Annotated in this window: 19 protein-coding genes; 13 read left to right on the top strand and 6 right to left on the bottom strand. The window is 64.4% G+C overall.

Annotated features, from left to right (window positions below):
• Window position 1: 1 nt before the first annotated feature.
• Window positions 2-2,590, bottom strand: a complete 2,589-nt coding sequence (mutS, locus tag Y88_RS08580) for a DNA mismatch repair protein MutS (RefSeq protein WP_008068392.1) — start codon at window positions 2,588-2,590, stop codon at window positions 2-4.
• A 255-nt stretch (window positions 2,591-2,845) separates the two neighbouring features.
• Between mutS and Y88_RS08585 the strand changes: the two genes are divergently transcribed.
• Window positions 2,846-4,468 (top strand): hypothetical protein, encoded by a 1,623-nt coding sequence (locus tag Y88_RS08585; RefSeq protein WP_008068394.1) that lies wholly within the window; start codon window positions 2,846-2,848, stop codon window positions 4,466-4,468.
• A gap of 221 nt (window positions 4,469-4,689) precedes the next feature.
• Window positions 4,690-6,954: an NADP-dependent malic enzyme gene (locus tag Y88_RS08590; RefSeq protein WP_008068395.1), complete on the top strand. Its 2,265-nt coding sequence runs from the start codon at window positions 4,690-4,692 to the stop codon at window positions 6,952-6,954.
• A gap of 119 nt (window positions 6,955-7,073) precedes the next feature.
• On the opposite strand, the gene thiS is transcribed toward Y88_RS08590, so the two are convergent.
• Window positions 7,074-8,078: a sulfur carrier protein ThiS gene (gene thiS / locus Y88_RS08595; protein WP_008068399.1), complete on the bottom strand. Its 1,005-nt coding sequence runs from the start codon at window positions 8,076-8,078 to the stop codon at window positions 7,074-7,076.
• 53 nt (window positions 8,079-8,131) lie between these two features.
• Window positions 8,132-8,527 carry a MerC domain-containing protein gene (locus Y88_RS08600; RefSeq protein WP_018075891.1) on the bottom strand — a complete coding sequence of 132 codons (396 nt, stop codon included), beginning with the start codon at window positions 8,525-8,527 and terminating at the stop codon, window positions 8,132-8,134.
• A 115-nt stretch (window positions 8,528-8,642) separates the two neighbouring features.
• On the opposite strand from Y88_RS08600, the gene Y88_RS08605 reads away from it, so the two are divergent.
• From Y88_RS08605 to Y88_RS08620, 4 genes are all read left to right on the top strand, one after another.
• A complete protein-coding gene (locus Y88_RS08605; protein WP_008068403.1) occupies window positions 8,643-9,686 on the top strand; it encodes a COX15/CtaA family protein in 1,044 nt (347 codons plus the stop codon).
• A 182-nt stretch (window positions 9,687-9,868) separates the two neighbouring features.
• Entirely contained in the window at window positions 9,869-10,348 is a 480-nt protein-coding gene (gene rplM, locus Y88_RS08610) for a 50S ribosomal protein L13 (RefSeq protein WP_008068406.1), read from the top strand.
• Window positions 10,348-10,875: a 30S ribosomal protein S9 gene (gene rpsI, locus Y88_RS08615; protein ID WP_008068408.1), complete on the top strand. Its 528-nt coding sequence runs from the start codon at window positions 10,348-10,350 to the stop codon at window positions 10,873-10,875. The genes rplM and rpsI overlap by 1 nt, the downstream gene beginning before the upstream one ends.
• Before the next feature lie 240 nt (window positions 10,876-11,115).
• Window positions 11,116-12,753: a S10 family peptidase gene (locus tag Y88_RS08620; protein ID WP_008068409.1), complete on the top strand. Its 1,638-nt coding sequence runs from the start codon at window positions 11,116-11,118 to the stop codon at window positions 12,751-12,753.
• An 84-nt stretch (window positions 12,754-12,837) separates the two neighbouring features.
• Here the strand turns inward: Y88_RS08620 and Y88_RS08625 are convergent, their stop codons facing one another.
• Window positions 12,838-15,003, bottom strand: a complete 2,166-nt coding sequence (locus Y88_RS08625) for a TonB-dependent receptor (protein ID WP_408637194.1) — start codon at window positions 15,001-15,003, stop codon at window positions 12,838-12,840.
• A gap of 257 nt (window positions 15,004-15,260) precedes the next feature.
• Here Y88_RS08625 and Y88_RS08630 point away from each other — a divergent pair, with 257 nt between their 5' ends.
• The 6 genes from Y88_RS08630 (at window position 15,261) to Y88_RS08655 (ending at window position 21,676) form a co-directional block, all read left to right on the top strand.
• Window positions 15,261-15,971: a siderophore-interacting protein gene (locus tag Y88_RS08630; RefSeq protein ID WP_008068417.1), complete on the top strand. Its 711-nt coding sequence runs from the start codon at window positions 15,261-15,263 to the stop codon at window positions 15,969-15,971.
• Between the two features lie 70 nt (window positions 15,972-16,041).
• Window positions 16,042-17,826 (top strand): gamma-glutamyltransferase, encoded by a 1,785-nt coding sequence (gene ggt, locus Y88_RS08635; protein WP_008068418.1) that lies wholly within the window; start codon window positions 16,042-16,044, stop codon window positions 17,824-17,826.
• Window positions 17,827-17,908: 82 nt separating this feature from the next.
• Window positions 17,909-19,084, top strand: a complete 1,176-nt coding sequence (locus Y88_RS08640) for a sensor histidine kinase (protein WP_008068419.1) — start codon at window positions 17,909-17,911, stop codon at window positions 19,082-19,084.
• 66 nt (window positions 19,085-19,150) lie between these two features.
• Window positions 19,151-19,948, top strand: a complete 798-nt coding sequence (locus Y88_RS08645; RefSeq protein WP_008068420.1) for a LytR/AlgR family response regulator transcription factor — start codon at window positions 19,151-19,153, stop codon at window positions 19,946-19,948.
• Window positions 19,949-20,081: 133 nt separating this feature from the next.
• Window positions 20,082-20,945, top strand: a complete 864-nt coding sequence (gene nadC / locus Y88_RS08650) for a carboxylating nicotinate-nucleotide diphosphorylase (protein ID WP_026166998.1) — start codon at window positions 20,082-20,084, stop codon at window positions 20,943-20,945.
• A gap of 8 nt (window positions 20,946-20,953) precedes the next feature.
• Complete coding sequence (locus Y88_RS08655; RefSeq protein ID WP_008068422.1) at window positions 20,954-21,676, top strand: ribonuclease T2 family protein; 723 nt, start codon at window positions 20,954-20,956, stop codon at window positions 21,674-21,676.
• A 6-nt stretch (window positions 21,677-21,682) separates the two neighbouring features.
• On the opposite strand, the gene Y88_RS08660 is transcribed toward Y88_RS08655, so the two are convergent.
• Complete coding sequence (locus Y88_RS08660) at window positions 21,683-22,144, bottom strand: nucleoside deaminase (RefSeq protein ID WP_232280985.1); 462 nt, start codon at window positions 22,142-22,144, stop codon at window positions 21,683-21,685.
• 140 nt (window positions 22,145-22,284) lie between these two features.
• Here Y88_RS08660 and rpmB point away from each other — a divergent pair, with 140 nt between their 5' ends.
• Entirely contained in the window at window positions 22,285-22,572 is a 288-nt protein-coding gene (gene rpmB, locus Y88_RS08665; RefSeq protein WP_008068424.1) for a 50S ribosomal protein L28, read from the top strand.
• A gap of 92 nt (window positions 22,573-22,664) precedes the next feature.
• On the opposite strand, the gene Y88_RS08670 is transcribed toward rpmB, so the two are convergent.
• Window positions 22,665-23,651 (bottom strand): esterase-like activity of phytase family protein, encoded by a 987-nt coding sequence (locus Y88_RS08670; protein WP_008068425.1) that lies wholly within the window; start codon window positions 23,649-23,651, stop codon window positions 22,665-22,667.
• Between the last annotated feature and the right edge of the window lie 75 nt (window positions 23,652-23,726).

The raw sequence follows: 23,726 nt of genomic DNA on the forward strand, positions 1-23,726 counted from the left end.
ATCAGCTGTTCGCCTCGCGTTTGAGGTCATAGAGCAAATCGAGCGCCGCACGCGGGCTGAGCGCGTCGATGTCGAGCGAATTGAGCTTCTCGCGCAAGGCGTCGACCTTTTCCTCGGCCGCCTCGATCGCGGCGGCGAACAGCGGCAAGTCGTCGAGCCCGGCCGCAAGCCCGCCGGTCGTCGCGCGCCCCTTTTCGAGCCGTTCGAGCACCGAGCGTGCCCGCTTGATCACCGGCTGCGGCACCCCGGCAAGGCGCGCAACGGCAAGGCCATAGCTCTTGTCCGCGGGGCCTTCGGCCACTTCGTGAAGAAGGACGAGATCCCCTTTCCATTCGCGCGCGCGCACGTGGTGGAGCGAAAGCGATCCGCAGCTTTCGGCAAGGCGCACGAGTTCGTGGTAATGCGTCGCAAAGAGGCAGCGGCACCGATTGACCTCGTGCACCGCCTCGACCACGGCCCATGCCAGAGCGAGGCCGTCATAGGTCGAGGTCCCGCGCCCGACTTCGTCGAGAATGACGAAACTGCGCTCGCCCGCCTGCGCCAGGATGGCGGCGGTCTCGACCATTTCGACCATGAACGTCGAACGCCCGCGCGCCAGATTGTCGCTGGCGCCAACGCGACTGAACAGCCGGTCGACAATGCCGATGGTCGCAGCTTCGGCCGGAACGAAACTGCCCGCCTGCGCAAGCAGGACGATCAGCGCGTTCTGGCGCAGGAAAGTCGATTTACCGCCCATGTTCGGCCCGCCGACCAGCCAGAGCCGGTCATCGGGAACAAGGCGGCAGTCGTTGGCGACAAACCGCTCGTTGCGGGCGGACAGGGCGGCCTCGACCACCGGGTGACGCCCGCCCGCGATTTCCAGCACGGGTTCATCGACAATCCGCGGCAGGCTCCAGCCCCCTTCGGCCGCGCGTTCGGCAAGCCCGGCAGCCACGTCGAACCGGGCGAGCGCATCGGCAGTCCGGGCGATCGCCTCGCGTGCGGCAACCGCACGGGCGCACAAGTCCTCGAAATGGGATTCCTCGGCAGCAAGGGCATGGCCACCCGCTTCGGCAATCCGGCTCGCTTCTTCGTGGAGGGCCAGAGCGTTGAAACGCACGGCCCCGGCCATGGTCTGGCGATGGGTAAAGCCCGAATCGGGCGCCATCAGGCGATCGGCATGACGCGCGGGCACTTCGATGAAATAGCCGAGCACGCCGTTGTGACGGATCTTGAGCGCCGAAACCCCGGTCTCGTCACGGTACTTCGCTTCGAGCGCGGCAATCGCGCGCCGCGAATTGCCCGCAGCCAGCCGCAATTCGTCGAGCGCGGCATCATAGCCCTCGGCAATGAAACCGCCCTGCCCGCGTTCGGTCGGCGGCGCGGGAACAAGCGCCCGCGCAAAGAGATCGATCAGTGCCCCGTGCCCGCGCAGATGGGGCACCAAAAGGGCCGCAAGGTCGGGCAAATCCGAACGCATCGCGATCAGCTCGGCAAGGCGCATCGCCTCGCCCAGCCCGTCGCGCAATTGCCCGAGATCGCGCGGCGAACCGCGCCCGGCAACGACACGCCCGATCGCGCGCCCGATGTCGGGCGCCGCCCGCAACAGCGCGCGCACGTCCCCGCGCAAGAGCGGATCATCGTGCAGCCAGCTTACCAGTTCGAGCCGCCGCCGGATCGTGCCGATCTCCGTCAGCGGCGCGGCAAGGTCCTCGGAGAGAAGACGCGCACCGGCCCCGGTGACGCAACGGTCGACCGCTTCGACCAGGCTGCCACGACGACCGCCGCCTTGCGCGACCAGCACTTCGAGGCTGGCACGAGTGGCTTCGTCCATCGCCATGGCCTGTCCCGCCGTGCGCATGGTCGGGGGCAGCAGGAAGGGCAGCTTGCCGCGCCCGACATGGTCGAGATAATCGACAAGGCCCGCAGCTGCCGACAACATGGCACGGGTGAACTGTCCGAACCCGTCGAGCGTCGCAACGCCGTGGATTTCGCGCAGCAGGGTTTCGCCCCGCTCCGAATCGAATGCCCGCGACGGACGCGAGACCGCATCGGCCGGGATCGCATGGCCGAGATCCCCGCCGTCCTCGCTCACCACCATTTCGCTGGCGCCGAGCCGGGCCAGCGCCGCGCCGATGTCGCCGGGCGCGCATTCTTCCAGCTCCATCCGCCCGGTCGAAATGTCGCAGGCGGCAATCCCCACCCGGTCGCGCACCAGACAAAGCGCTGCCAGCACATTGGCGCGGCGCGGTTCGAGCAAGGCCTCTTCGGTCAGCGTCCCGGCCGTCACGAAGCGAACGATGTCGCGCGCGACCAGTGCTTTCGACCCGCCGCGTTTCTTGGCTTCCTCGGGCGTTTCGACCTGTTCGGCGATCGCCACGCGGCACCCGGCGCGGATCAGGCGCGCCAGATAGCTTTCGGCGGAATGGACAGGAACGCCGCACATCGGCACGGGCTCGCCCGCGTGCTCGCCGCGACTGGTGAGAGAGATGTCGAGAATCTGGCTCGCATGACGCGCGTCTTCGAAAAACAGCTCGAAGAAGTCGCCCATACGGTAAAACAGCAGGCAACCGTCGGCCTGCTGCTTGAGCGCCAGATATTGCGCCATCATCGGAGTTGGGGCATGAGAAGTCACGTCGCTGGGGCTAAACCAGAAACGAACGTTTCTCAAACCGCCCGCCACGGATATCGACAATTCCGGGCGGGCAAGCGTGTGATAATCCGTTTTTCCGGCCTCGCCGCACCGACGGGGCCGGAAAAACGGCGCCGAAACCTCGCCAAAAATTCACCATTTGGTGAAATCAGGCACAGGCACTAAGGGCGAAGGCATCTCACAGGTTAGCGGCATTCCAGGGCAAAGGGGCTGATGCAGGTCCGTCATAAAGTCTGGCCATTCAAATGGACGATCACCGGATTGCCGTGGCTTTCCGGCCCCGGCATTGCGCTTGCCGTTCTGCTGGTCTGCTTTCCGTTCATGCTGGTCGACGTCCCCCCGCTGATCGACATTCCCGGTCACATGGGCGCCGCCGCGATCGAGGCAGCCGGTCCCAACAGCCCGCTGGGCAAGTATTTCGCCTGGCGCTGGGTCTTCACGCTCAACATCGGCGACGGCGTGCTGATGAAGCTGATCGGCGCGCGTTTCGGCATCCTGGCCGCCGGGTGGTGGTCGACCGTGCTTGCGACCGCGCTTTATGCCGGGGGCTGCCTCGCCACGATCCGCATGCTCAACGCGCGCGGCGGGCATGGGGCAGGCTGGGCGCTGATCTATGTCTTCTCGTTCCCGCTGCTGACCGGCTTTCTCAACTACATTCTCGCGACCGGCATTTCGCTGACGTCCTTTGCCATCGCCGTCTGGCTGGAAAAGCAACCGCGCAAACGTGCCGCGCTGCTCATCGCGGTCCAGCCGATCGCGATGCTGTGCCATGCCATCGGCGGATTGCTGCTGCCGCTGCTGATCGGGGCCAATGCGGTGGGCCGCGAGATCGACCTCCTGCCGCAAGGCTGGTGGCGCCCGTCACGGTTCCGCGCGAGCCTCGCCGCCCACGACTGGCGCGCGGCGGCAAAGCGGCTTGCCGTCCTGCTGTGGCCGCTGGCGACGACCGTGCTCGTCATCGTGCTGTGGAAACTGTTCTCTCCCCCGCCCGCGCGCAGCTTCAACCACTGGCGCTGGGACGAGAAGGAATGGTACCTGATCCTGACGCTGCGCGATCAGTCGATGATCCTCGACGCTGCCACCACGATCGCGTGCTATGCCCTGATCCTCTTCGGCTGGGTGATCGGCGGCCGCTGGAAATGGCAGCAGTTCCTGCCGGGCTTCCTCGTCCTTGCCGAATTCGTCGCGATCCCGAGCGACATCAACGGCAGCAATTTCGTCGACGTGCGCCTGCTGCCGGTCGCCTGCATGCTTTTGCTCGGACTTCAGGACTGGAGCCGGGCGGGCCCGCGAACGGCAAAAGTCGTCGCCTATACCGGCATGATCCTGCTCGGCCTGCGCCTCGTCATCACGGGCGCGAGCTTTGCCGACTATGCGCAGGATTACCGCAAACAGCTTGTTGCACTGCAACATGTCGAGCCCGGCAGCCGCGTTCTCGCTTTCGTCGAACACTCGTGTCTCGAAGAATCCTGGCGCAATACCCGCCGCGATCACCTTGCCAGTCTCGCGAGCATCTATCGCCAGGCATGGGTCAACGACAACTGGGCCGTACCGGGGCTTCACCTGCTCGTCCCGCGCTTTCGTCCGGGCCGCAATTTCACGGCCGATCCGTCGGAATTCGTGTGGTCGGAACGCTGTGCCGGCGGCCGCCTGCGCAGCGTCGACGTCGCACTCAAGTACGCTCCGATCGAGCGTGTGGACTATGTCTGGCTGATCGACACGGGCCTTCCCAAGCGGCCCGATCCGCGTCTGCAACTGGTCTGGCAGGATGGGCGCAGCATGCTTTTTGCAGTGCGGCCGCTACGGATTCCGAACTGGCAACCGCGCGACTTCTGAGGTGCGCGAAAAACGCCGTCTAGTTGTACAAAAGTAAATTACCGAAGCGCAAATGTGAATTGCTGCACGCTTGACGCAGCACCCAAGGTCGGACAGGGCCATCCTGACGACGGGCGGGAAAGGTATGATCCCTCATGCCTTTCGCGTCGGTCTCTTTGGGAGGGCCGCATCGCGGCGACATCGCCACGGCCTGCAAGGCATCACCGAGTTGGGGATAGACAATGTCAGAGGAAAGCAACGTCCGTTTCACCGAACGCGAGGCCCTCTTTTACCATAAGACAATCCGCCCCGGTAAGATCGAGATCATCGCCAGCAAGCCGGTCGCCACGCAGCGCGACCTGTCGCTGGCCTATTCCCCGGGCGTCGCGGTCCCGGTTCAGGCAATCGCCGACAACCCCGCCGCCGCTTACGACTACACCGCCAAGGGCAATCTGGTCGCGGTGATTTCCAACGGCACCGCCATTCTGGGGATGGGCAATCTGGGCGCACTGGCATCCAAGCCCGTGATGGAAGGCAAGGCGGTTCTGTTCAAGCGCTTCGCCGACGTCGACTCGATCGACATCGAAGTCGCGACCGAAGATCCCGAACGCTTCATCGAGGCCGTCGCCCTGCTCGAACCGAGCTTTGGCGGCATCAATCTCGAAGACATCCGCGCGCCTGAATGCTTCATCATCGAACAGGCCCTGCGTGACCGGCTCAAGATCCCGGTCATGCACGACGACCAGCACGGCACAGCGATCATTTCGGCAGCCGGCCTGCTCAACGCCTGCCACCTGACCGGGCGCAAGCTCGAAGACGTCAAGGTGGTGGTCAACGGCGCCGGGGCCGCGGCCATTGCCTGTACCGCGCTGATGAAGGCGATGGGCGTCCGTCACGAAAACGTGATCATGTGCGACCGTTCGGGCACGATCTATCAGGGTCGCACCGACAGCATGGACCAGTGGAAGAGCGCGCATGCCGTCGACACCCCGGCGCGCACGCTCGAGGAAGCACTGAAGGGCGCCGACATCTTCCTCGGTCTTTCGGCCGCCAATGCGCTCAAGCCCGAATGGGTCAAGGACATGGCGCCCCAGCCGATCATCTTCGCGATGGCCAATCCGGACCCGGAAATCTCGCCGCCCGACGCCAAGGCCGCGCGCCCGGACTGCATCATCGCGACCGGCCGTTCGGACTATCCCAACCAGGTCAACAACGTCCTCGGCTTCCCCTTCATCTTCCGCGGCGCGCTCGACGTGCAGGCGACGATGATCAACGAGGACATGAAGATCGCGGCGGCCAAGGCCATCGCCGAACTCGCCCGCGAACCGGTGCCCGAGGAAGTCGCGGCAGCCTATGGCAAGAACCACCAGTTCGGCCTCGACTATATCATCCCCGCCCCGTTCGATCCGCGCCTGATGGAAGTCGTGTCGTCGGCGGTCGCCAAGGCGGCGATGGATTCGGGCGTTGCCCAGCGTCCGATCGAGGATTTCGAAGCCTATCGCAACGAGCTCAAGGCGCGGCTCAACCCGACGACCTCGGTGCTGACCAACGTCTATGCCCAGGTGAAGCAGAACCCCAAGCGGGTCATCTTTGCCGAAGCGGAAAACGAAGTCATGCTGCGCGCAGCCATCCAGTTCCGCGATTTCGGCTATGGCACGCCGGTTCTGGTCGGTCGCACCCATGCGGTTCTGGCCAAGCTCGGCGAACTCGGCGTTTCCAATCCGGAAAGCTACGAGATCCACAACTCGGCGGTTTCCCCGCTGGTGCCCGACATGATCAACTACCTCTATCCGCGTCTGCAGCGCCGGGGCTTCCTCGAACGCGACGTGACCCGGATGGTCAACAACGAGCGCAACGTGTTCGCTTCGCTGTTGCTCGCGCTCGGCCACGCCGATGCGATGATCTCGGGCATGACCCGCACGTTCGCCCAGACTCTGAATGAAGTGCGCCGCGTGCTCGATCCCAAGCCCGGGCACATCCCCTTCGGCATCCATCTGATGGTCGCCAAGCACACCACCGTGTTCCTTGCCGACACGACCGTGCATGAACGCCCCTCGGCCGAAGAACTGGCGCACATCGCGATCGAAACGGCGGCGGTTGCCCGTCGCATGGGTCACGAACCGCGCGTCGCGTTTCTCTCGTTCTCAACCTTCGGCAATCCTTACGGCAAGTGGGTGGACAATATCCGCGACGCGGTGGCCATTCTCGACGCCAAGCAGCCGGGCTTCGAATACGAAGGCGAAATGGCGCCCGACGCCGCGCTCAATCCCGCGATCATGGCCAACTATCCGTTCAGCCGTCTTTCGGGTCCGGCCAACGTGCTGGTCATGCCCGGGCTGCAGTCGGCCAATATCTCGGCCAAGCTGCTGCGCGAACTGGGCGGCAACGCGGTGATCGGCCCGATGCTGATCGGCATGGAAAAGCCGGTCCAGATCACCCCGATGACCTCGATCGCACCCGACATCCTGACGCTCGCCGCGCTCGCGGCAGGCGGCATCGCGGGCTGATCCCCCGAAAGGGCGAGCCTTTCGGTTCGCCCTTCGGGTTCCACACCAAAAAGGCCCGGCGGGACATCCCGCCGGGCCTTTTTCCGTTTCCCCGAACCGATCGGAGTGTGACCCGAAATTCAGATCAAACCGGCAAGCGGGCTCGACGGATCGGCATATTTGCGTGTGCCCATCCGGCCTGCGAGATAGGCTTCGCGACCGCCTTCGACCGCAAGCTTCATCGCGCGGGCCATGCGGATCGGGTCCTTGGCTTCGGCAATCGCGGTGTTCATGAGCACCCCGTCGCAGCCCAGTTCGAGCGCCACGGCGGCATCGCTGGCGGTACCGACACCGGCATCGACCAGGACGGGGACTTTCGCCCCTTCGACGATCAGGCGGATCGTCACGCGGTTCTGGATCCCCAGTCCCGACCCGATCGGCGCGCCCAGCGGCATCACCGCGACGGCTCCTGCGTCCTCGAGCTGCTTGGTCGCGATCGGATCGTCGGTGCAATAGACCATGGGCAGGAACCCTTCCTTGGCCAGCACTTCAGTGGCGCGAAGCGTTTCGACCATGTTGGGATAGAGCGTGCGCGCTTCCCCCAGCACCTCGAGCTTGACCAGATCCCAGCCGCCCGCCTCGCGCGCAAGGCGCAAGGTGCGGATGGCGTCCTCGGCAGTGAAGCAACCGGCGGTATTGGGCAGGTACGTGATCTTCTTGGGGTCGATGAAGTCGGTCAGCATCGGCGCCTTGGGGTCAGAGACATTGACCCGCCGCACCGCGACCGTGACGATTTCCGCGCCCGAGGCTTCGACGGCGGCGGCGTTCTGCTCGAAATCCTTGTACTTGCCCGTCCCGACGATCAGGCGCGACGTGAACGTCCGCCCGGCCACCGTCCAGGTATCGGCGGCGCCGGCATCAGAGGCCGGCACATGATCGCCACCCCCGACGAAATGGACGATTTCGAGGGCATCGCCGTCTGCAAGCATGACCTCGCCCAGCGTCGAACGCGGGACGATCTCGCCGTTGCGCTCGACCGCCACCTTGGCGGGATCGAGTTCGAGACTGCGGACCAGATCGGCGACCGAACCGGGCATGGCCCGGCGCGGCTCGCCATTGACGACAAGCTGAAGTTCATCGGACATGCGCCTGCCTTAACGTGCCCGCCTCACGGTGCAAGCCGTGTCTTCAGGCGAAATCAGCAGCAGGACGCCCGACGAAGGTTGAGGATATGCGCGGTCGCAACCAGTGCCACCCCGGCAATCGTCAGCAGCGCCTCGCCCCGGCCGTGTTCGACCACCAGCGCGCTCGCCATCAGCGAAAGGCCCGCAGCCCCGAGCGCGAGCGGCAGGCGACGGCCATGACGCACCGCGCCGATCCCGATCGTCGAAAGCCCGACCAAGACGGCAAGGCCGAGCCCAATCCGGTGAATCGCCGGATCGAGCAGAATGCCGCCACCAATGCCGAGCACGCCGATCAGGAACAGCCCGGCAAGGCAATGAACCATGCACAGGCCCGAAAGGATCACGCCGAAGCGGTCGAGCCTGCCACGCGCGGAGGGACGCGTCGTCAGGGAGGGGCAGGAGTCGCTCATGGGGCTTATATATGTAACAGTGTAACATCTCGCAAGGGGTGAGCCCCTTCGCCAAGGTCGATCCTGCCCTCATTCCCGCTTGCACCCGGAACGATCCCGGCCCAGATCGCTCGCCATGACAAAGGTCGCATATCCCCGTCCGCTTTGCCTTGCCCGCTGGCTTGCGGCGGTTGCCGCGCTGATCATCGCCATCGTCGTCGTCGGCGGCATCACGCGCCTGACCGAATCGGGCGTGTCGATCACCGAATGGAATGTCGTCTCGGGCACCCTGCCCCCGTTGAGCGAAGCGGCATGGCAGGCCGAGTTCGCGAAGTACCAGCAGACCCCGCAATATATCCGCATCAACGGACCGGCGGGGATGACGCTGGCGACCTACAAGTTCATCTTCTTCTGGGAATGGGTCCATCGCCTGCTCGCGCGCGGGATCGGCCTCGCCTTTGCCGCGCCGCTCGCATGGTTCTGGCTGCGCGGTGAAATCCCGGCGGGGTACAAGCCGCGTCTTCTTGCTCTCCTTGCGCTGGGCGGACTGCAAGGCGCCGTCGGTTGGTGGATGGTGAAATCGGGCATCGTCCATGATGTGAAAGTCAGCCATTTCCGGCTGGCGACGCATTTGCTGGTGGCGCTCACCACGCTGGCCGGGGTCGTCTGGACCGCGCTCGACCTTGTCGGGAATGCGCGCGGCGCCCGCCCGGCCCGCCTGCGCCCCTTTGCCGCGCTCACTCTCGGCGCTCTTGCGTTCCAGCTGATGTTCGGCGCCTGGCTTGCCGGGCTTCGCGCCGGTGTCGTCGCGGGATCGGGCTGGTTCAGCCTCGACGCATGGCCGCTGATGCAGGGCAGCTTCTGGCCCGAGGGGATCGACTGGGCCAAAGGCGCGCTTTACGCAGCCAGCCACGATCCTTTCCTCGTCCATTTCATCCATCGCTGGTGGGCCTGGATCGTCGTTGCCCTGATGGTCGTGCTTGCCCGGCAAGTCCGTGCAAGCGGCCATCGCCCGGCCTCGATCGCCCTGCACAGCGTCTTTGGCCCCCAGGTCCTGCTCGGCATCGCGACGGTCTGGAGCGGAGGCTGGCTGCCGATCGCGGTCCTGCACCAGTTGACCGGCGCCTTGCTGGTCGTGGCAACGACGTGGGCGGCCCACGCGGTCGGGCGACGCGGCTGAAATTGAGCCACGAGGGGGCTCTTCGAGCTGAACGGTATTATTTTACCTCCTCGCAAACCGGCCTGAAACCTTGACTCCTGGCGCCAATTGCAACAAAGGCGCCCATCACTCGTCGACATGCGGCCGGTTTCCCCAGTGGTTCCTGTTTCATGCGGCGCTCATATTCAGGGAACCCGAAGGCCATGAAGGCTCTCAGCAAGGTCACCCGGTCGATCAAGCCGGCCGAGGTGGAAAAGAAGTGGCACGTTATCGATGCCGACGGCCTGGTGGTCGGCCGCCTGGCCGTCATCGTTGCCAACTATCTGCGCGGCAAGCACAAGCCGAGCTTCACTCCGCACGTCGACTGCGGCGATCACGTGATCGTGATCAACGCCGACAAGGTCAAGTTCACCGGCAACAAGCTGAAGAACAAGACCTATTACAAGCACACCGGCTATGCCGGCGGGATCAAGGCGGTTACCGCTGAAAAGGTCCTGGGCGGTCGCTTCCCCGAGCGCGTGGTCGAAAAGGCAGTTGAACGCATGATCCCGCGTGGCCCGCTCGGCCGTGCGCAGATGCGCGCTCTGCACCTCTATGCCGGTGCCGAACACCCGCACGCCGGGAACCAGCCCGAAGCGCTCGACGTCGCGTCGCTCAATCGCAAGAACAAGGTGGGTGCATAATGGCTGACACCGATACCGTTTCCAGCCTGGCCGATCTCAAGGATCTCGCTGCCTCGGCTCCTGCTGCTGAAACCGACGCTGCTGCGCCGGTCGTTCCTGCTGCTCCGACCGCTCCGCTGCGCGACCGCGAAGTCGACGCACAGGGCCGCTCGTACGCCACCGGCCGCCGCAAGGACGCCGTGGCCCGCGTGTGGATCAAGCCCGGCTCGGGCAAGATCACCGTCAACGGCCGCGATCAGGACGTCTATTTCGCTCGTCCGACCCTGCGTCTGGTGATCAACCAGCCGTTCCAGGTTGCCGGTCGCGACGGTCAGTACGACGTCGTCTGCACCGTCAAGGGCGGCGGTCTTTCGGGTCAGGCCGGTGCGGTCAAGCACGGCATTGCCCAGGCTCTTGCCAAGTTCGAACCCGCTCTGCGCAGCGCGGTCAAGGCTGCCGGGTTCCTGACCCGCGACAGCCGCGTCGTTGAACGTAAGAAGTACGGCCGCGCCAAGGCTCGCCGCAGCTTCCAGTTCTCGAAGCGCTGATCCGTTTCGGCCGGGTGGCCCTGCCGCCCGCCGCGATCGATCGACAAGAAGCCCGGGCCATCGGCCCGGGCTTTTTTGTTGCATATTCGCCACAGCCCGTTCGTTTCATTCGTTACGAGATCAAAAAGACCGTCCCTCGGTTGCCAAGCAGTCGACGCACATTAAGCACCTCCTATCGCGCGGATTTCTCCGCCTTGCCGTGGATCGTCTTTCCACGCACCAAACGATCTGGAGACAGCAATGACGCTTCGGCTCTTGCCACTTGCCCTTGCCGGTACCGCCCTGGTGCTGGCACCCGTCGCCCCCGCCCTCGCCGCAGATAAGACCGAGAGCAGCAAACCCGAGGACAAGAGCGCGTCGGGGCCCGATGCCATTTTCAAGCCGCAGCAGGTCGCCTCGTCCGGATCGGTCACGGTCAAGGGCCAGACCATTGCCTATGACACGGTCGCCGGAACGCTGGTCGTCCACCCCGCCGGGTGGGACGACACCGCCTGGCGTGTGAAGACCAAGCCCAAGGACGACGACAAGGCGCTCCCCGGCGCCGAAGCCTCGATGTTCTACGTCGCCTATTTCAAGAAGGGCGCCCCATCGGCCAGCCGCCCGATCACGTTCCTGTTCAACGGCGGCCCCGGTTCATCGAGCGTGTGGCTGCACATGGGCGCATTCGGTCCGCGCCGGATCGTGACCAGCAACGACAGCCACACTCCTGCGGCCCCCTATGACCTCATCAACAACGGTTCGTCGCTGCTCGATGTCAGCGACCTCGTCTTCGTCGATGCGCCCGGCACCGGCTTTTCGCGTGTCGCGGGCAAGGACAAGGAAAAGGCCTTTTTCGGCATGGACGCCGACGCCGATGCCTTTGCCGGCTTCATCCGGGCATTCCTCACTCGTCACGGCCGCTGGAATTCGCCGAAGTACCTTTTCGGGGAAAGCTACGGCACTCCGCGCGCGGCCATGCTCGCCAACAAGCTGACGACCGACCACATGGTCGATCTCAACGGCGTTATCCTGCTCTCGCAGATCCTGAATTTCGATCTGTCGGTCGATACCGCCACGCTCAATCCCGGTACCGACGAGCCCTATATCGTCGCCCTGCCCACGTATGCGGCGACGGCATGGTACCACAACCGCCTGCCCGGCACGCGCCCGGCCGCGCTCGAACCGTTCCTCAAGGAAGTCGAAGCCTTCGCCACCGGCGACTACGCCGCCGCGCTGCAGCAGGGATCGCAGCTCGATCCGGCGAAAAAGCGGGCGATTGCCGAACGCATGGCGACTTACATCGGGCTTCCGGCCGATTACATTCTCAAGTCGAACCTGCGCGTCGAAGGCGGGCAGTTCACCCAGCAGTTGCAGGTCGGCAGCGAGCTCACCACCGGACGGCTCGATTCGCGCTTTTCAGGCCCGGCCATCGACGTGCTGAACAAGGAAGCCGATTACGATCCGCAGGCAGCCGCGATCGGGTCGGCCTATGTCTCGGCGTTCAACGCCTATGCCCGAGACACACTCCACTACGGGCAGGATGAAGCCTACAAGCCGATCATCGACGTGTTCCGCGACTGGAGCTTCGAGCATCGCCAGCCGGGTATGCCTTTCCCCATCCGGGGCGCGGCCAATGTCATGCCCGACCTTGCCATCGCGATGAAATACAATCCCGATCTCAAGGTTCTGGTGACCGGCGGCTATTTCGATCTTGCCACGCCCTATTTCGAAGGCTGGTACGAGATGCACCACCTGCCGATCCCCGACAGCCTTCAGGCCAACATCAGCTATCGCTATTTCGCCTCGGGCCACATGGTCTATGCCAACGAAGAGTCGCTGAAGAAGCTGCACGACACCGTCGCCGACTTCATCACCGCGACCGACAACCTCAAGAAGTAAGACCGGGGGGCCCTGCCGCCCCGCCCTTCGTCACCCCAGGGTCCGCCCTGGGGTGACGAAACCGGCAAGCGCGCACCCGCGTCCTCAGATGTCCTTGGAAATGCCGAAGAACACGCCCCGGCGCGGGCCCCATTGCGGGGCGCCGACACCAACGCCGGTGCCGTCGCGGATCTGGTATTTCGCATCGAACAGGTTGATGAGGTCGAACCGGAATTCGACGCCCGGCCGGTCCAGCTTGTAGCTCGCCGACAGATTGAACTGGGCATAGCCGGGCAGGCTCGCTCCGTTGGGCACCGTGCTGCCGTCCGCCAGTTCGAGATCGGAGCGCAGGCCCGAGCCGTAGATCATGCTGCTGCCCAGTTTCAGCCCGCGCAAGGCGCCGTCGCGAAAGGCGTAATTGACCCCGGCCGAGGCGGTATAGGTCTGGTCGTGATCGACGTGGATGTAATGGCTGGCGATATAGGCCAGATCCGATGCCGAGAACGAGAATTCGCTCGATTCGATCTGGCGCCCCTGCGCCTTGGCCACGGCGAAATTGGCGTAGACCAGCCAAGGCCCGCGTTGATAGTCGGCATAGGCATTGATGCCGCGAATGCGCCCGTAGGCATAGTTGAACGGGGTCAGGATGATCGGCGCGCCGAATTGCCCTTCGTCGATCAGGTGGCGCGAGATGCGGTAATAGGCATCCATCCCGATGGTCAGGCCCGCCAGCAGTTTCTGCTGCACACCGACGTCGAAATAGTGCTGCCGCTCGGCCATCGGCGTAGTCGCGGTCAGCGAATTGGCGGCTCCGCTCGTTCCGACGAACTTGGCAATGCTGGAATTGGCGACCAGCTCGAACGGCGGCGGCGAGAAATAGCGCGAATAGCCGAAGTGGAATGTCGTGCGGGCCCAAGGTTGCCAGACGAGATTGACGCGCGGGCTGAACTGGTTCTCCTGCCGATAGGCGTCGTAATAATCGAAGCGCCCACCGTAGTTGAGCGTGACTTTCGAGGAAAGCTGCCACTCGTCCTGCAGATAGAGGCTGAGCATGACGGCGTTCTTGCTCGAATTGTCGACGATCGACAGCGGCGTGCCGTTCGCCGTCCCGGTGTCGTCCACCGGAAAAACCGAAGTGCTGGTATTGCTGATCGTGTGGTCGTGCTGGACAAAGGCGCCAAACCGCAAGGTGTGGCCCGCCCCCATCCGCAACGAGGCGTCCGCCTGAAGCCCGAGCGCCAGATCGCTTTTGAACGCATCCTGCGCAAGCCCGTTGAAAATGAGCTCGCCGACGGTGTCGGGCCGATAGGACAATGCCGAATAGCGGGCGAACGCCGACAGCTGCAGCGTCAGTGGACCATTGTCGTGCAGGAACGAGAGCTGGCCGAAACCGGTGCGTTCCAGCTGCCGCTCGTTGAGGTCGTCAGAGAGATAGCTGCTCTGCCCGGCTACCGGCACAGCCGATGTCGCCACCAGTCCGCGCGGGTTGGGAATCTGGAACCACTGGTTCGAATAACCGCCGACGAAGCTGACCCGGTCGTTATCGCTCAGAATGCGATCGACATAGGCAAAGCCCTGGAACTGATCGGTGGAATCATGGAGCGGCGTTCCCGACCCGTCCACGCTTTCGATACCCAGCGAATTGTGGCGATAGTCGGCCGAGACGAAGTAGTTGGTCTGCCCGGTCGATCCGCCATATTCGATGCTCGGCTCGATGGTGTTGCGGCTGCCGCCATAGAGCGAGACCTGCCCGCCATTGGTAAAGCCGCTCTTGGTGTGGATGTCGATGATGCCTGCCGTGCGCAACCCGTATTGCGCGGGCAAGGCGCCGGTCAAAAGGTCGAAATGGTCGATCAGGCGCGGGCTGAGCGTCTGGCCGAACACCGCAAGACCTTCGGGCAGGATCGTGCCGTTGATGCGATATTGCAGGTTGGCGTGATCGTCGCGGACGTGGAACTGGCCAAAGCCGTCCTGTACCACGCCGGGCAATTGCAGCATGATCTGGTTGAACTGCTGGTTGTCGCCACCCGGCAGAGCCTGGATCTGCGCGTTGGTCACGCCATAGGAATCAGCACCCAGGCTTTTCTGGATCGCCGCGCGCGCCTCGTCGAGGCGATGGGCTGTAACCACGATGCCCTGCGACCCCCCGTTCGGGGTTCCCCCGCCTTGCTGCGCGTCCGAGGCATCGGCGGCCGGATCGGCAAAAGCGGGCGCAGCAAAGGCAAGCGCGCCCATAAGCGCGGTACCGGCAAGAAAGTGTCGGTGAAACATAGTCATCTGGTATCCGGGATCGGTATGAAAGCGGGAGCATGTCCCCTGCCGCAAGATCTATGTGATGTTATAGTGTAACACAATACCCAAAAGCATGACAGTTTGGTCAGGTTGGCCGATTTGTCGAAGATATATCTTTTCCGCTCTTGCGGATCGCGGCCTGAGATATATCTTAGATAATCATCGAACGAACCATTCCCTCAATCCCCTCCCCCCAAGGACTTCCATGCCCCTTCACCAGATCACCCGCATCCGCCATGACGTGCGCCGCCATCGAACCGCTCGGCCATCACATGCGCCGCCTGACCTTCACCGGGGATGAACTGCACGATTTCGTGAGCGCCTCGCCCGACGATCATATCAAGCTGTTCTTCACCGATGCGTCGGGCGAAACCGTCATGCGCGATTTCACCCCGCGCCGCTTCGACACCGTGGCCCGCACGCTGACCATCGATTTCGCCATCCACCCGGCGGGCCCGGCTACCCAATGGGCCGCCGCCGCCAAAGTCGGCGACCGGCTCGACATCGGCGGGCCGCGCGGTTCGGCCGTCGTTCCCGACGATTTCGACTGGTACCTCCTGATCGGCGACGAAAGCGCGCTGCCCGCCATCGGCCGCCGGGTCGAGGAACTGCGCGCGGGGGTTCCGGTGACAACCCTTGCCCTCGTCGGCGGCGTCGAGGATGAACAGGTCTTCACCTCGAAGGCGAAATGGACCGGTCACTGGGTCCATCGCGAAGCCCCCGAAAACGAAGGAAAGGACGACGCCGAACTCCTGCTCGAAGCTCTCGAAGGGCTGACGCTGCCGCAGGGCGAAGGCTTCGTCTGGATCGCGGCGGAAACCGGCATCGCCCGGTCGCTGCGCGGCTATCTCCTCAACGAGACCACTCAACCGCGCGAATGGATCAAGGCTGCCGGATACTGGACCCGCGGCCTTGCCGATGCTTCGGACAAGACGCTGGAAGGGTAATCCCGCCCCCTTTGCCCTCCTCCGATCCGCTGCTAAGTCCGGCGCGTTGCACGAGTTCGGAGGCAGGGGCATGAAATTGAAGCGCATCGTCAACCGTTGGCTGATGAGGCTGGCGACAGGAACCGCGCTCGGCGCGCTGGCCCTCGCTCCCGTTCCGCAAGCCGCGATGGCCGCTTCACCGGTGCCGGTCGCAGCCGATCACGGCATGGTCGTTTCCGCCCACCGGCTGGCGACCGAAGCCGGGCTCGACGTCCTGCGCCGGGGCGGCAATGCCGTCGATGCTGCCGTCGCGGTCGCCTATGCGCTGGCCGTGACTTTTCCCGAAGCCGGAAACCTTGGCGGGGGCGGGTTCATGACCCTGCGCCTTGCCGACGGAACCGTGCATTTCCTCGATTTCCGCGAAACCGCGCCGGGTGCGGCACGCGCGACGATGTATCTCGACAAGGCGGGCAAAGTCATTCCCGGCCTGTCGACGCGCGGCTGGCTGGCGTCGGGCATTCCCGGCACCGTCGCGGGCATGGAATACGCCCGCCAGCACTGGGGCAGCCGCCCGCGCGGCGAACTGATGGCCCCCGCCATCCGCCTCGCCTCCGAAGGCTTCGTGCTCGACCGGGGCGATGCTGAAATGCTGGCCGAAGCTGCCGAAGGCTTTCGCAAGGATGCGACGACCGCCGCCATCTTCCTCGACCACGGACAGCCCTGGCGTCCGGGCGACCGTCTGGTTCAGGCCGATCTTGGCCATTCGCTGCGCCTGATTGCCGAAAACGGCGAGGATGCCTTCTACAAGGGGCCGATCTCGGCCGCGATGATCGCCGCCAGCCGCAAGAACGGGGGCATTTTCAGCGCCGCCGACTTCACCGCCTACAAAGTCCGCGACATGAAGCCGCTCGAATGCGACTATCGCGGATACCACGTGATTTCCGCCCCTCCACCGAGCTCGGGCGGAGTCGTGATCTGCGAAACGCTCAACATTCTCTCGGCTTATCCGATGACGAAGATGGGCTATCATTCCGCCGATGCGACGCATGTGACGATCGAGGCGCTGCGCCGCGCCTATCACGACCGCAATCTCCTGCTCGGTGATCCCGATTACGTGAAGATGGACCTCGGCAAGCTGACGTCGTCTGCCTACGCCGACACGCTGCGCGCCGGGATCGCCATGAACAAGGCGACCCCCTCGCTCTCGCTCGGCGGCGTGACGGCAAGCCCCGAAGGACAGAACACAACGCATTTCTCGATCGTCGATCCGGCAGGCAATGCGGTCTCGGTCACCTACACGCTCAACGACTGGTTCGGGGCCTATGTCACGGCGCCTGGCACCGGCATCCTGATGAACGATGAAATGGACGATTTCTCGGCCAAGCCCGGCGCGTCCAACATCTATGGCCTTGTCGAAGGGCCCAACAACGCAATCGCGCCGGGCAAGCGCCCGCTGTCCTCGATGACTCCGACGATCGTGACCAAAGACGGCAAGCTTGCTCTCGTCATCGGCACTCCGGGGGGAAGTCGCATTCCGACCGGCGTGCTGCAAGTCATGACCAACATGATCGACTATGGCATGACGCTGACCGAAGCGATCGAGGCGCCGCGCATCCATCAGCAGTGGCTGCCCGATGTCACCTATTACGAGCGGTTCGGCCTCTCGCCCGACACGCTCGCCATCCTGGCCGCGCGCGGGCACAAGATGGTCGAACATCGCCACGGCAACCATATCGCCGCCATCGTGGTCGGCGGTCCGCGCATCGCCGGGGCAACCCCGCCGCCCGCCGACGACGAAGGCGTGGACATCCCGCCCGCCCACCTCTTCGGCGCGATCGACCCGCGCCTGCCGATGGGATCGGCCGAAGGCTATTGATTTTTTGCGCAATCGTGCGGGGACAACCGATATCGGGGCATCCCCCATGGCGCCGACACGCGTGACAGGGTAAGATACCGCGATGGCAATGCTGCCGCTCCGTCCGACGCCGTTCTTCGGCAACAAGAACCGTGCGTTCTGGCGCCTGCAATTCCTCGGGTGGGGCGGCGCGATGGTGTTGCGCGCCATGTCCAGCCTTGCCAATGCGGTGCCGTGGTCGTTCCTCGTCATCGTCATCATCGCGACGATCACGGGTTTCTCGATCTCGCTGATCCTGTCGGTGATCTATCGCGCGCTCATCAACCGCAACGCGCTGGTCACCTGGGGCGTCACCGCGATCGCCCTTGCGGTTGCAGTCGGGCTTTACGCCTTCATCGATTCCTGGGTCGTCAGCCTTTACCGGACCAATGTGGAATCGAGCTTTGCGCAGCTCTTCCTCGGGGTCTTCTACCTCGACCTGACGCTGCTCGGGGCGTGGTCGGCGCTCTATTACGCGATCAATTTCTATATCCAGGTCGAAGAGCAGAACGACCAGCTTCTCCACCTCGAGAACCAGGCGACGAGCGCGCAGCTTGCCATGCTGCGCTATCAGCTCAACCCGCATTTCCTGTTCAACACGCTCAATTCGATCTCGACGCTGGTCCTCCTCAAACAGACCGAGCCGGCCAATGCCATGCTCTCGCGCCTGTCCTCGTTCCTGCGCTACACGCTGATCAACGAGCCGACCGCGCGAGTGACCGTCGCCCAGGAAGTCGAGACGCTCAAACTCTACCTCGGCATCGAACGCATGCGTTTCGAGGAACGGCTGCAGACCGAATTCCATATCGAGGACGCCGCCCGCAACGCCCAGATGCCTTCGCTGCTGCTCCAGCCGCTGGTCGAAAACGCGATCAAGTATGCGGTGAGCCCGCTGGAGGAAGGGGCAGAGATCACGATCGACGCTCAGGTCGTCGGACAAACGCTGCGTATCATCGTGTCCGATACCGGGCCGGGCATGCCCCCCGGCACCGATACCGCGACCCTGTTCGGCGCCAGCCACGACGCGCACAACTCTCCCACGGGCTCCACCGGCGTTGGTCTGGCCAATATTCGCGACCGACTGGCGCAGGCTTACGGCGAAAACCAGCGGTTCGACATTTCCAACGGGCCCGACGGCGGCTTCATGGTCACGGTCGAATTGCCGTTCGAGCCGCGCGAAGAGCCTGCCAAGCCCACCCGATCCGTTCAGCCAGCGCTAAACACGGCGATGGCAAGTTGATGTCATGATAGTTCCCGTCACCATCACGACGTGCCGACGTCCGATACCCCGGTCCAAGGAGAGAGCATGACCATCCGCACCATCCTTGTCGACGATGAGAAACTGGCCATTCAGGGCCTGCAACTGCGTCTCGCCGCCTTTCCCGATGTCGAAATCATCGACACCTGCTCCAACGGTCGTGAAGCAATCCGCAAGATCAAGACCGAAAAGCCCGACCTCGTCTTCCTCGACATCCAGATGCCCGGTTTCGACGGGTTCAGCGTGGTCAAGGGCGTGATGGAGATCGATCCCCCGCTGTTCGTCTTCGTCACGGCCTATTCCGAACATGCGCTCAAGGCGTTCGAGGCCAATGCGGTCGACTACCTGCTCAAGCCGGTCGAGGAAGATCGCCTTGCCGACGCGCTCGACCGCGCCCGCACGCGCCTTGCCGAAAAGCGCGGGCTGGAAGAAGTCGAAAAGCTCAAGAACGTGCTCGCCGAAGTGGCTCCCGACGCGCTCCCCGAAATGGAAGAAGAAGGCGAACCGGCGACCGGCCGCTTCGAAAAGCTCATCAATATCAAGGATCGCGGCCAGATCTTCCGCGTCGACGTCGATTCGATCGAACGGATCGAGGCGGCGGGCGACTATATGTGCATCTATACCGGCGACAATTCGCTGATCCTGCGCGAAACGATGAAGGATCTCGAGCGGCGCCTCGACCCGCGCGTGTTCCAGCGCGTCCACCGCTCCAAGATCGTCAATCTCGATCAGGTGCGGCAGGTCCGCCCGCATACCAACGGCGAATGCTTCCTCGTCCTGCAATCGGGCGCGGAAGTGAAAGTCAGCCGGTCCTATCGCGACGTGGTGGCTCGCTTCGTCCACTGATACAAAGGACGGGATCGATCAGGGGCGGCGGTCACATCGACGCGCCCCTTTGACGGACGGGCCCCTGTGACGTTGGTCTTGCCCCCATCTGATCTCGTAGCCTCACCCGCGATCTGGCGCTATGGCAGGGCACATGAGCGGACTTACCCTGATCGGCTTCGACATTGAGGCCTACGTTGCGCGCACGCTGGCCGAGGATCTTGGCGAAGGCCTTCCCGGCGGCGGGCATGATGTTACCAGCGAAAGCGTGATCCCCGAACAGGCGCGCTTTTCCGGCGTGATGGACAGCCGCGATGCGGTCACCGTTTGCGGCCTTCCCATTGCCGAAGCGTTCTTCCGCGCGCTCGATCCTGCTGTGAAGATCGAACACCTCGTCACCGACGGCACCCGCGTCGAGCCCGGAACCGCCCTGATGCGGATCGAAGGATCGGCCCGCGCGCTTCTTACCGCCGAACGCAGCGCGCTCAACACCGTGCAGCACCTGACCGGCATTGCCACGATGACGCGCGAATACGTCGATGCCATGGGCGAAACGAAGGCCCGTCTGCTCGACACGCGCAAGACCATTCCCGGCCTGCGCGTGCTGGAAAAGTATGCAGTGCGCACCGGCGGCGGCCACAATCACCGCATGGGCCTGTGGGACGCAGCCATGATCAAGGACAACCACGTCGCGGTGGCCGGAGGCGTCGGCGAAGCCGTACGCCGGGCGCTCGCCGCCGGGATTGCCGAAGTGATCTGCGAAGTGGACAGCCTCGACCAGATCGAACCGGCACTCGCCGCCGGTGCCACGCGCCTGCTGCTCGACAACATGGCCCCGCCGATGCTGCGCGAGGCGCTGGCCATCGTGGCGGGCCGGGTTCCCTGCGAAGCCTCGGGCGGTGTCCGCCTCGACACGATCGGCGCGATCGCTGCAACCGGCGTCGACTATATCTCAGTCGGTCGCCTGACCCAGAGCGCCCCGGCCGCCGACATCGGTCTCGACTTCACCCCGCTATGAGGCAAGCCATGGACCGTTTCGCTGCTCTTGTGCTCGCTATCGTCCTGCCCGCCCTGCCGACGGCGGTGGCGGCACAGGCGCTGAGTTGCCGCGTTCCCCAGTCGGTTGCCCCTGCGGCTCCGGCAGAGCCGGACGGTCCGCCCCGGTCGCTTCCCATCACCAGCTATACGCTGGCCGTGACATGGGCTCCCGATTTCTGCCGCACCCATTTCAGCGATCCATCCGCCGCGTTCGAATGCGGCGGACAGACGGCCCGGTTCGGCTTCGTTCTCCACGGTCTCTGGCCCGACAGCGACAACGGGTCATGGCCGCAATGGTGTCCGGCCAAGCCCCCGGCGACGCGCGAAGTGCCCGCCGCCGTCGTCCGCCAGATGCTCTGCACCACCCCCTCGCCGACGCTGCTCGCGCATGAATGGGGCAAGCACGGCACCTGCATGGCGCCTACGCCTGCCATCTATTTCAACCGGGCGGCGGCCATGTACCGCGCCTTGCGCTTTCCCGACATGAATGCCCTTGCCCTGCGCTCCAATCTCACTGCCGGGGCGTTCCGCAAGGCCTTTGCGGCGATCAACCCGCGTTACCCGCGCGAATCGATCGGGCTTCAGATCAACCAGGGCGGCGCGCTGGAAGAAATTCACTTGTGCCACGACACCGCCTTTCGCCCCAGGGCCTGCGACGTGCGCGGCGCGCCTGATACCGCCTCCGTGCGAATCGCTCCCCTTCGCCGCTGATTCGAATCAGCGGCGGGCGGCGAAGAACTCCCGGAGCAGTCGCGCGCTTTCGAGTTCGCCCAGCCCTGAATAAATTTCCGGGCGATGCAGCACCGTCGATTGCTCGAACAGGCGCGGTCCGTGCTCGACAGCTCCGCCCTTGGGATCGGGGGCCGCGTAATAGACCCGGGCGATCCGGGCATGGGCAATCGCGCCCGCACACATGGCGCAAGGTTCGAGCGTGACCCACAAGTCGCAATCGTCGAGACGGTCGGCGCCAAGCGCCTTTGCAGCCGCGCGAATCGCCAGAATCTCGGCATGAGCGGTCGGATCGTGGCAATCGCGCGGACCGTTGTGCGCAGTCGCGATCACCTCTCCCCCGCGCATCACGACGGCCCCGATCGGCACGGCGCCGACCTGCGCCGCGTTGCGCGCCTCGACCATGGCGAGACGCATGGGTTCGGGCAAAGGCCATCGAGGTGTGGACATTCGCGTCGGGCTAGCGCAAGGAGACGCCGTCGGCAATCGGCGGAGGCTTGTGGCCACGAATCCTTGACTTCTTCGGTCAGTTGGATAATGGCCGCGCCTTCCAGATTGCATCTTTGAACCTGCCAAGCGAGTTTTCAGCCATGTCGCGCATTTGCGAACTGACCGGTAAGGGCCGCCAGATCGGTCACAACGTAAGCCACGCCAACAACAAGACCAAGCGCGTGTTCCTGCCCAACCTGCAGAACGTGACGCTGCTGTCGGAAAAGCTGGACCGCAGCTTCCGCTTCCGCGTTTCGACGCATGGTCTGCGTTCGGTCGAACACAACGGCGGCCTGGACAACTGGCTGCTCAAGGCTCGTGACACCGAGCTCAGCACCCGCGCTCTCAAGGTGAAGCGCGAGCTGAAGAAGGCTGTCGCTGCTGCCTGACCCGATCGGGGCCGGCATCTTCGGATGTCCGCCCCTTGATCGACGCAAAGCCCCGCTTCGGCGGGGCTTTTTGCATGCCTGTCGTTTCCTCGTCAGGCGCCGGGATCGACCAGCAGGCGCAGCTTGATCAATAACGTGCGTTGAAGCCGGGTCATCCCGTTGCTGTCGGACACGATCCAGACGGCAAGCCCACCGTCAGCTTCGCGCGTGACGGTCATGCCTTCAAAATTGTCGCGGATACGCTTGTCCTCGATTCGGGCAAGTTGCCGCGGAACGACCGTGGCTCCGGGGCGAATCGCTGCCGGATCGATGAGGGCAAGCGCACTGCGGAACCCGCGCAGCGTGAATTTCCGTTCAAGCAGGAGCAGGCGCCCATCCGGCATCGGGGCAAGTTCGGTCGGACGCCAGCCGTTTTCCAGCCGCAGGACGAAACGCAAGGGCGCCTCGCCCGGGTGCGGCACTCCGGGGAACAGGAACCCCGCGTGGCGGGTGTGGTCCCACCATCTCAGATAGCCTTCCTCGAGCATGACGAAACGCCCGTCAGCAAGGTGGGCGATCGCTTCGGGTCCGAGGTTGTCGGGCCACTCGGCAAGGGCGGGGATGCGAATCATCTGCGGCTGCGAGAAATCCCGGTGGAACCGCACCAGGTCGGGAACGCCTTCATAGGCGAAAAGAAGATCGTCGTCGGGAGGCAGGACAACCATGGCCTCGCCGTCGGTGTGCCTGCGGGCAAGCCTGTGGCCATCGGGCAAGGGATAAGCCGAATGCGCGAACCACGACCCCGCACGGTCGGGCCGGGAAAAGGTCAGCACCGTTCCCCGGTCGCTGAGCGCGATCAGGTTTCCGTCCGACAGGACGCCGAGCGCGGAATAGTTGGCAATCGCCTCGTCATCGCCGCCGATCTGCCACACTCCGTCGATGCGAAAGGGGCCCAGACGCCGGGGCAGGCCCGACGCCACAAGCCCGGGCAGGAGATCGCGCTGCCAGATCCGCTTGCCTCGCGACGGATGCACCCCGTCACGCAGGAAAACCACCGGAACGACCGCGATCAGCAGCAGAAGGACGGCAAGACGGCGCACGCAAGGCTGGGTGCCACGAAATGCGCGGGCTGAACAGGTTTTTGAGGATTTTCGGAGTGTTGTCCCGTCGCGGAT

The organism is Novosphingobium nitrogenifigens DSM 19370, assembly GCF_000192575.1.
In the GTDB taxonomy this organism is placed as follows: domain Bacteria; phylum Pseudomonadota; class Alphaproteobacteria; order Sphingomonadales; family Sphingomonadaceae; genus Novosphingobium; species Novosphingobium nitrogenifigens.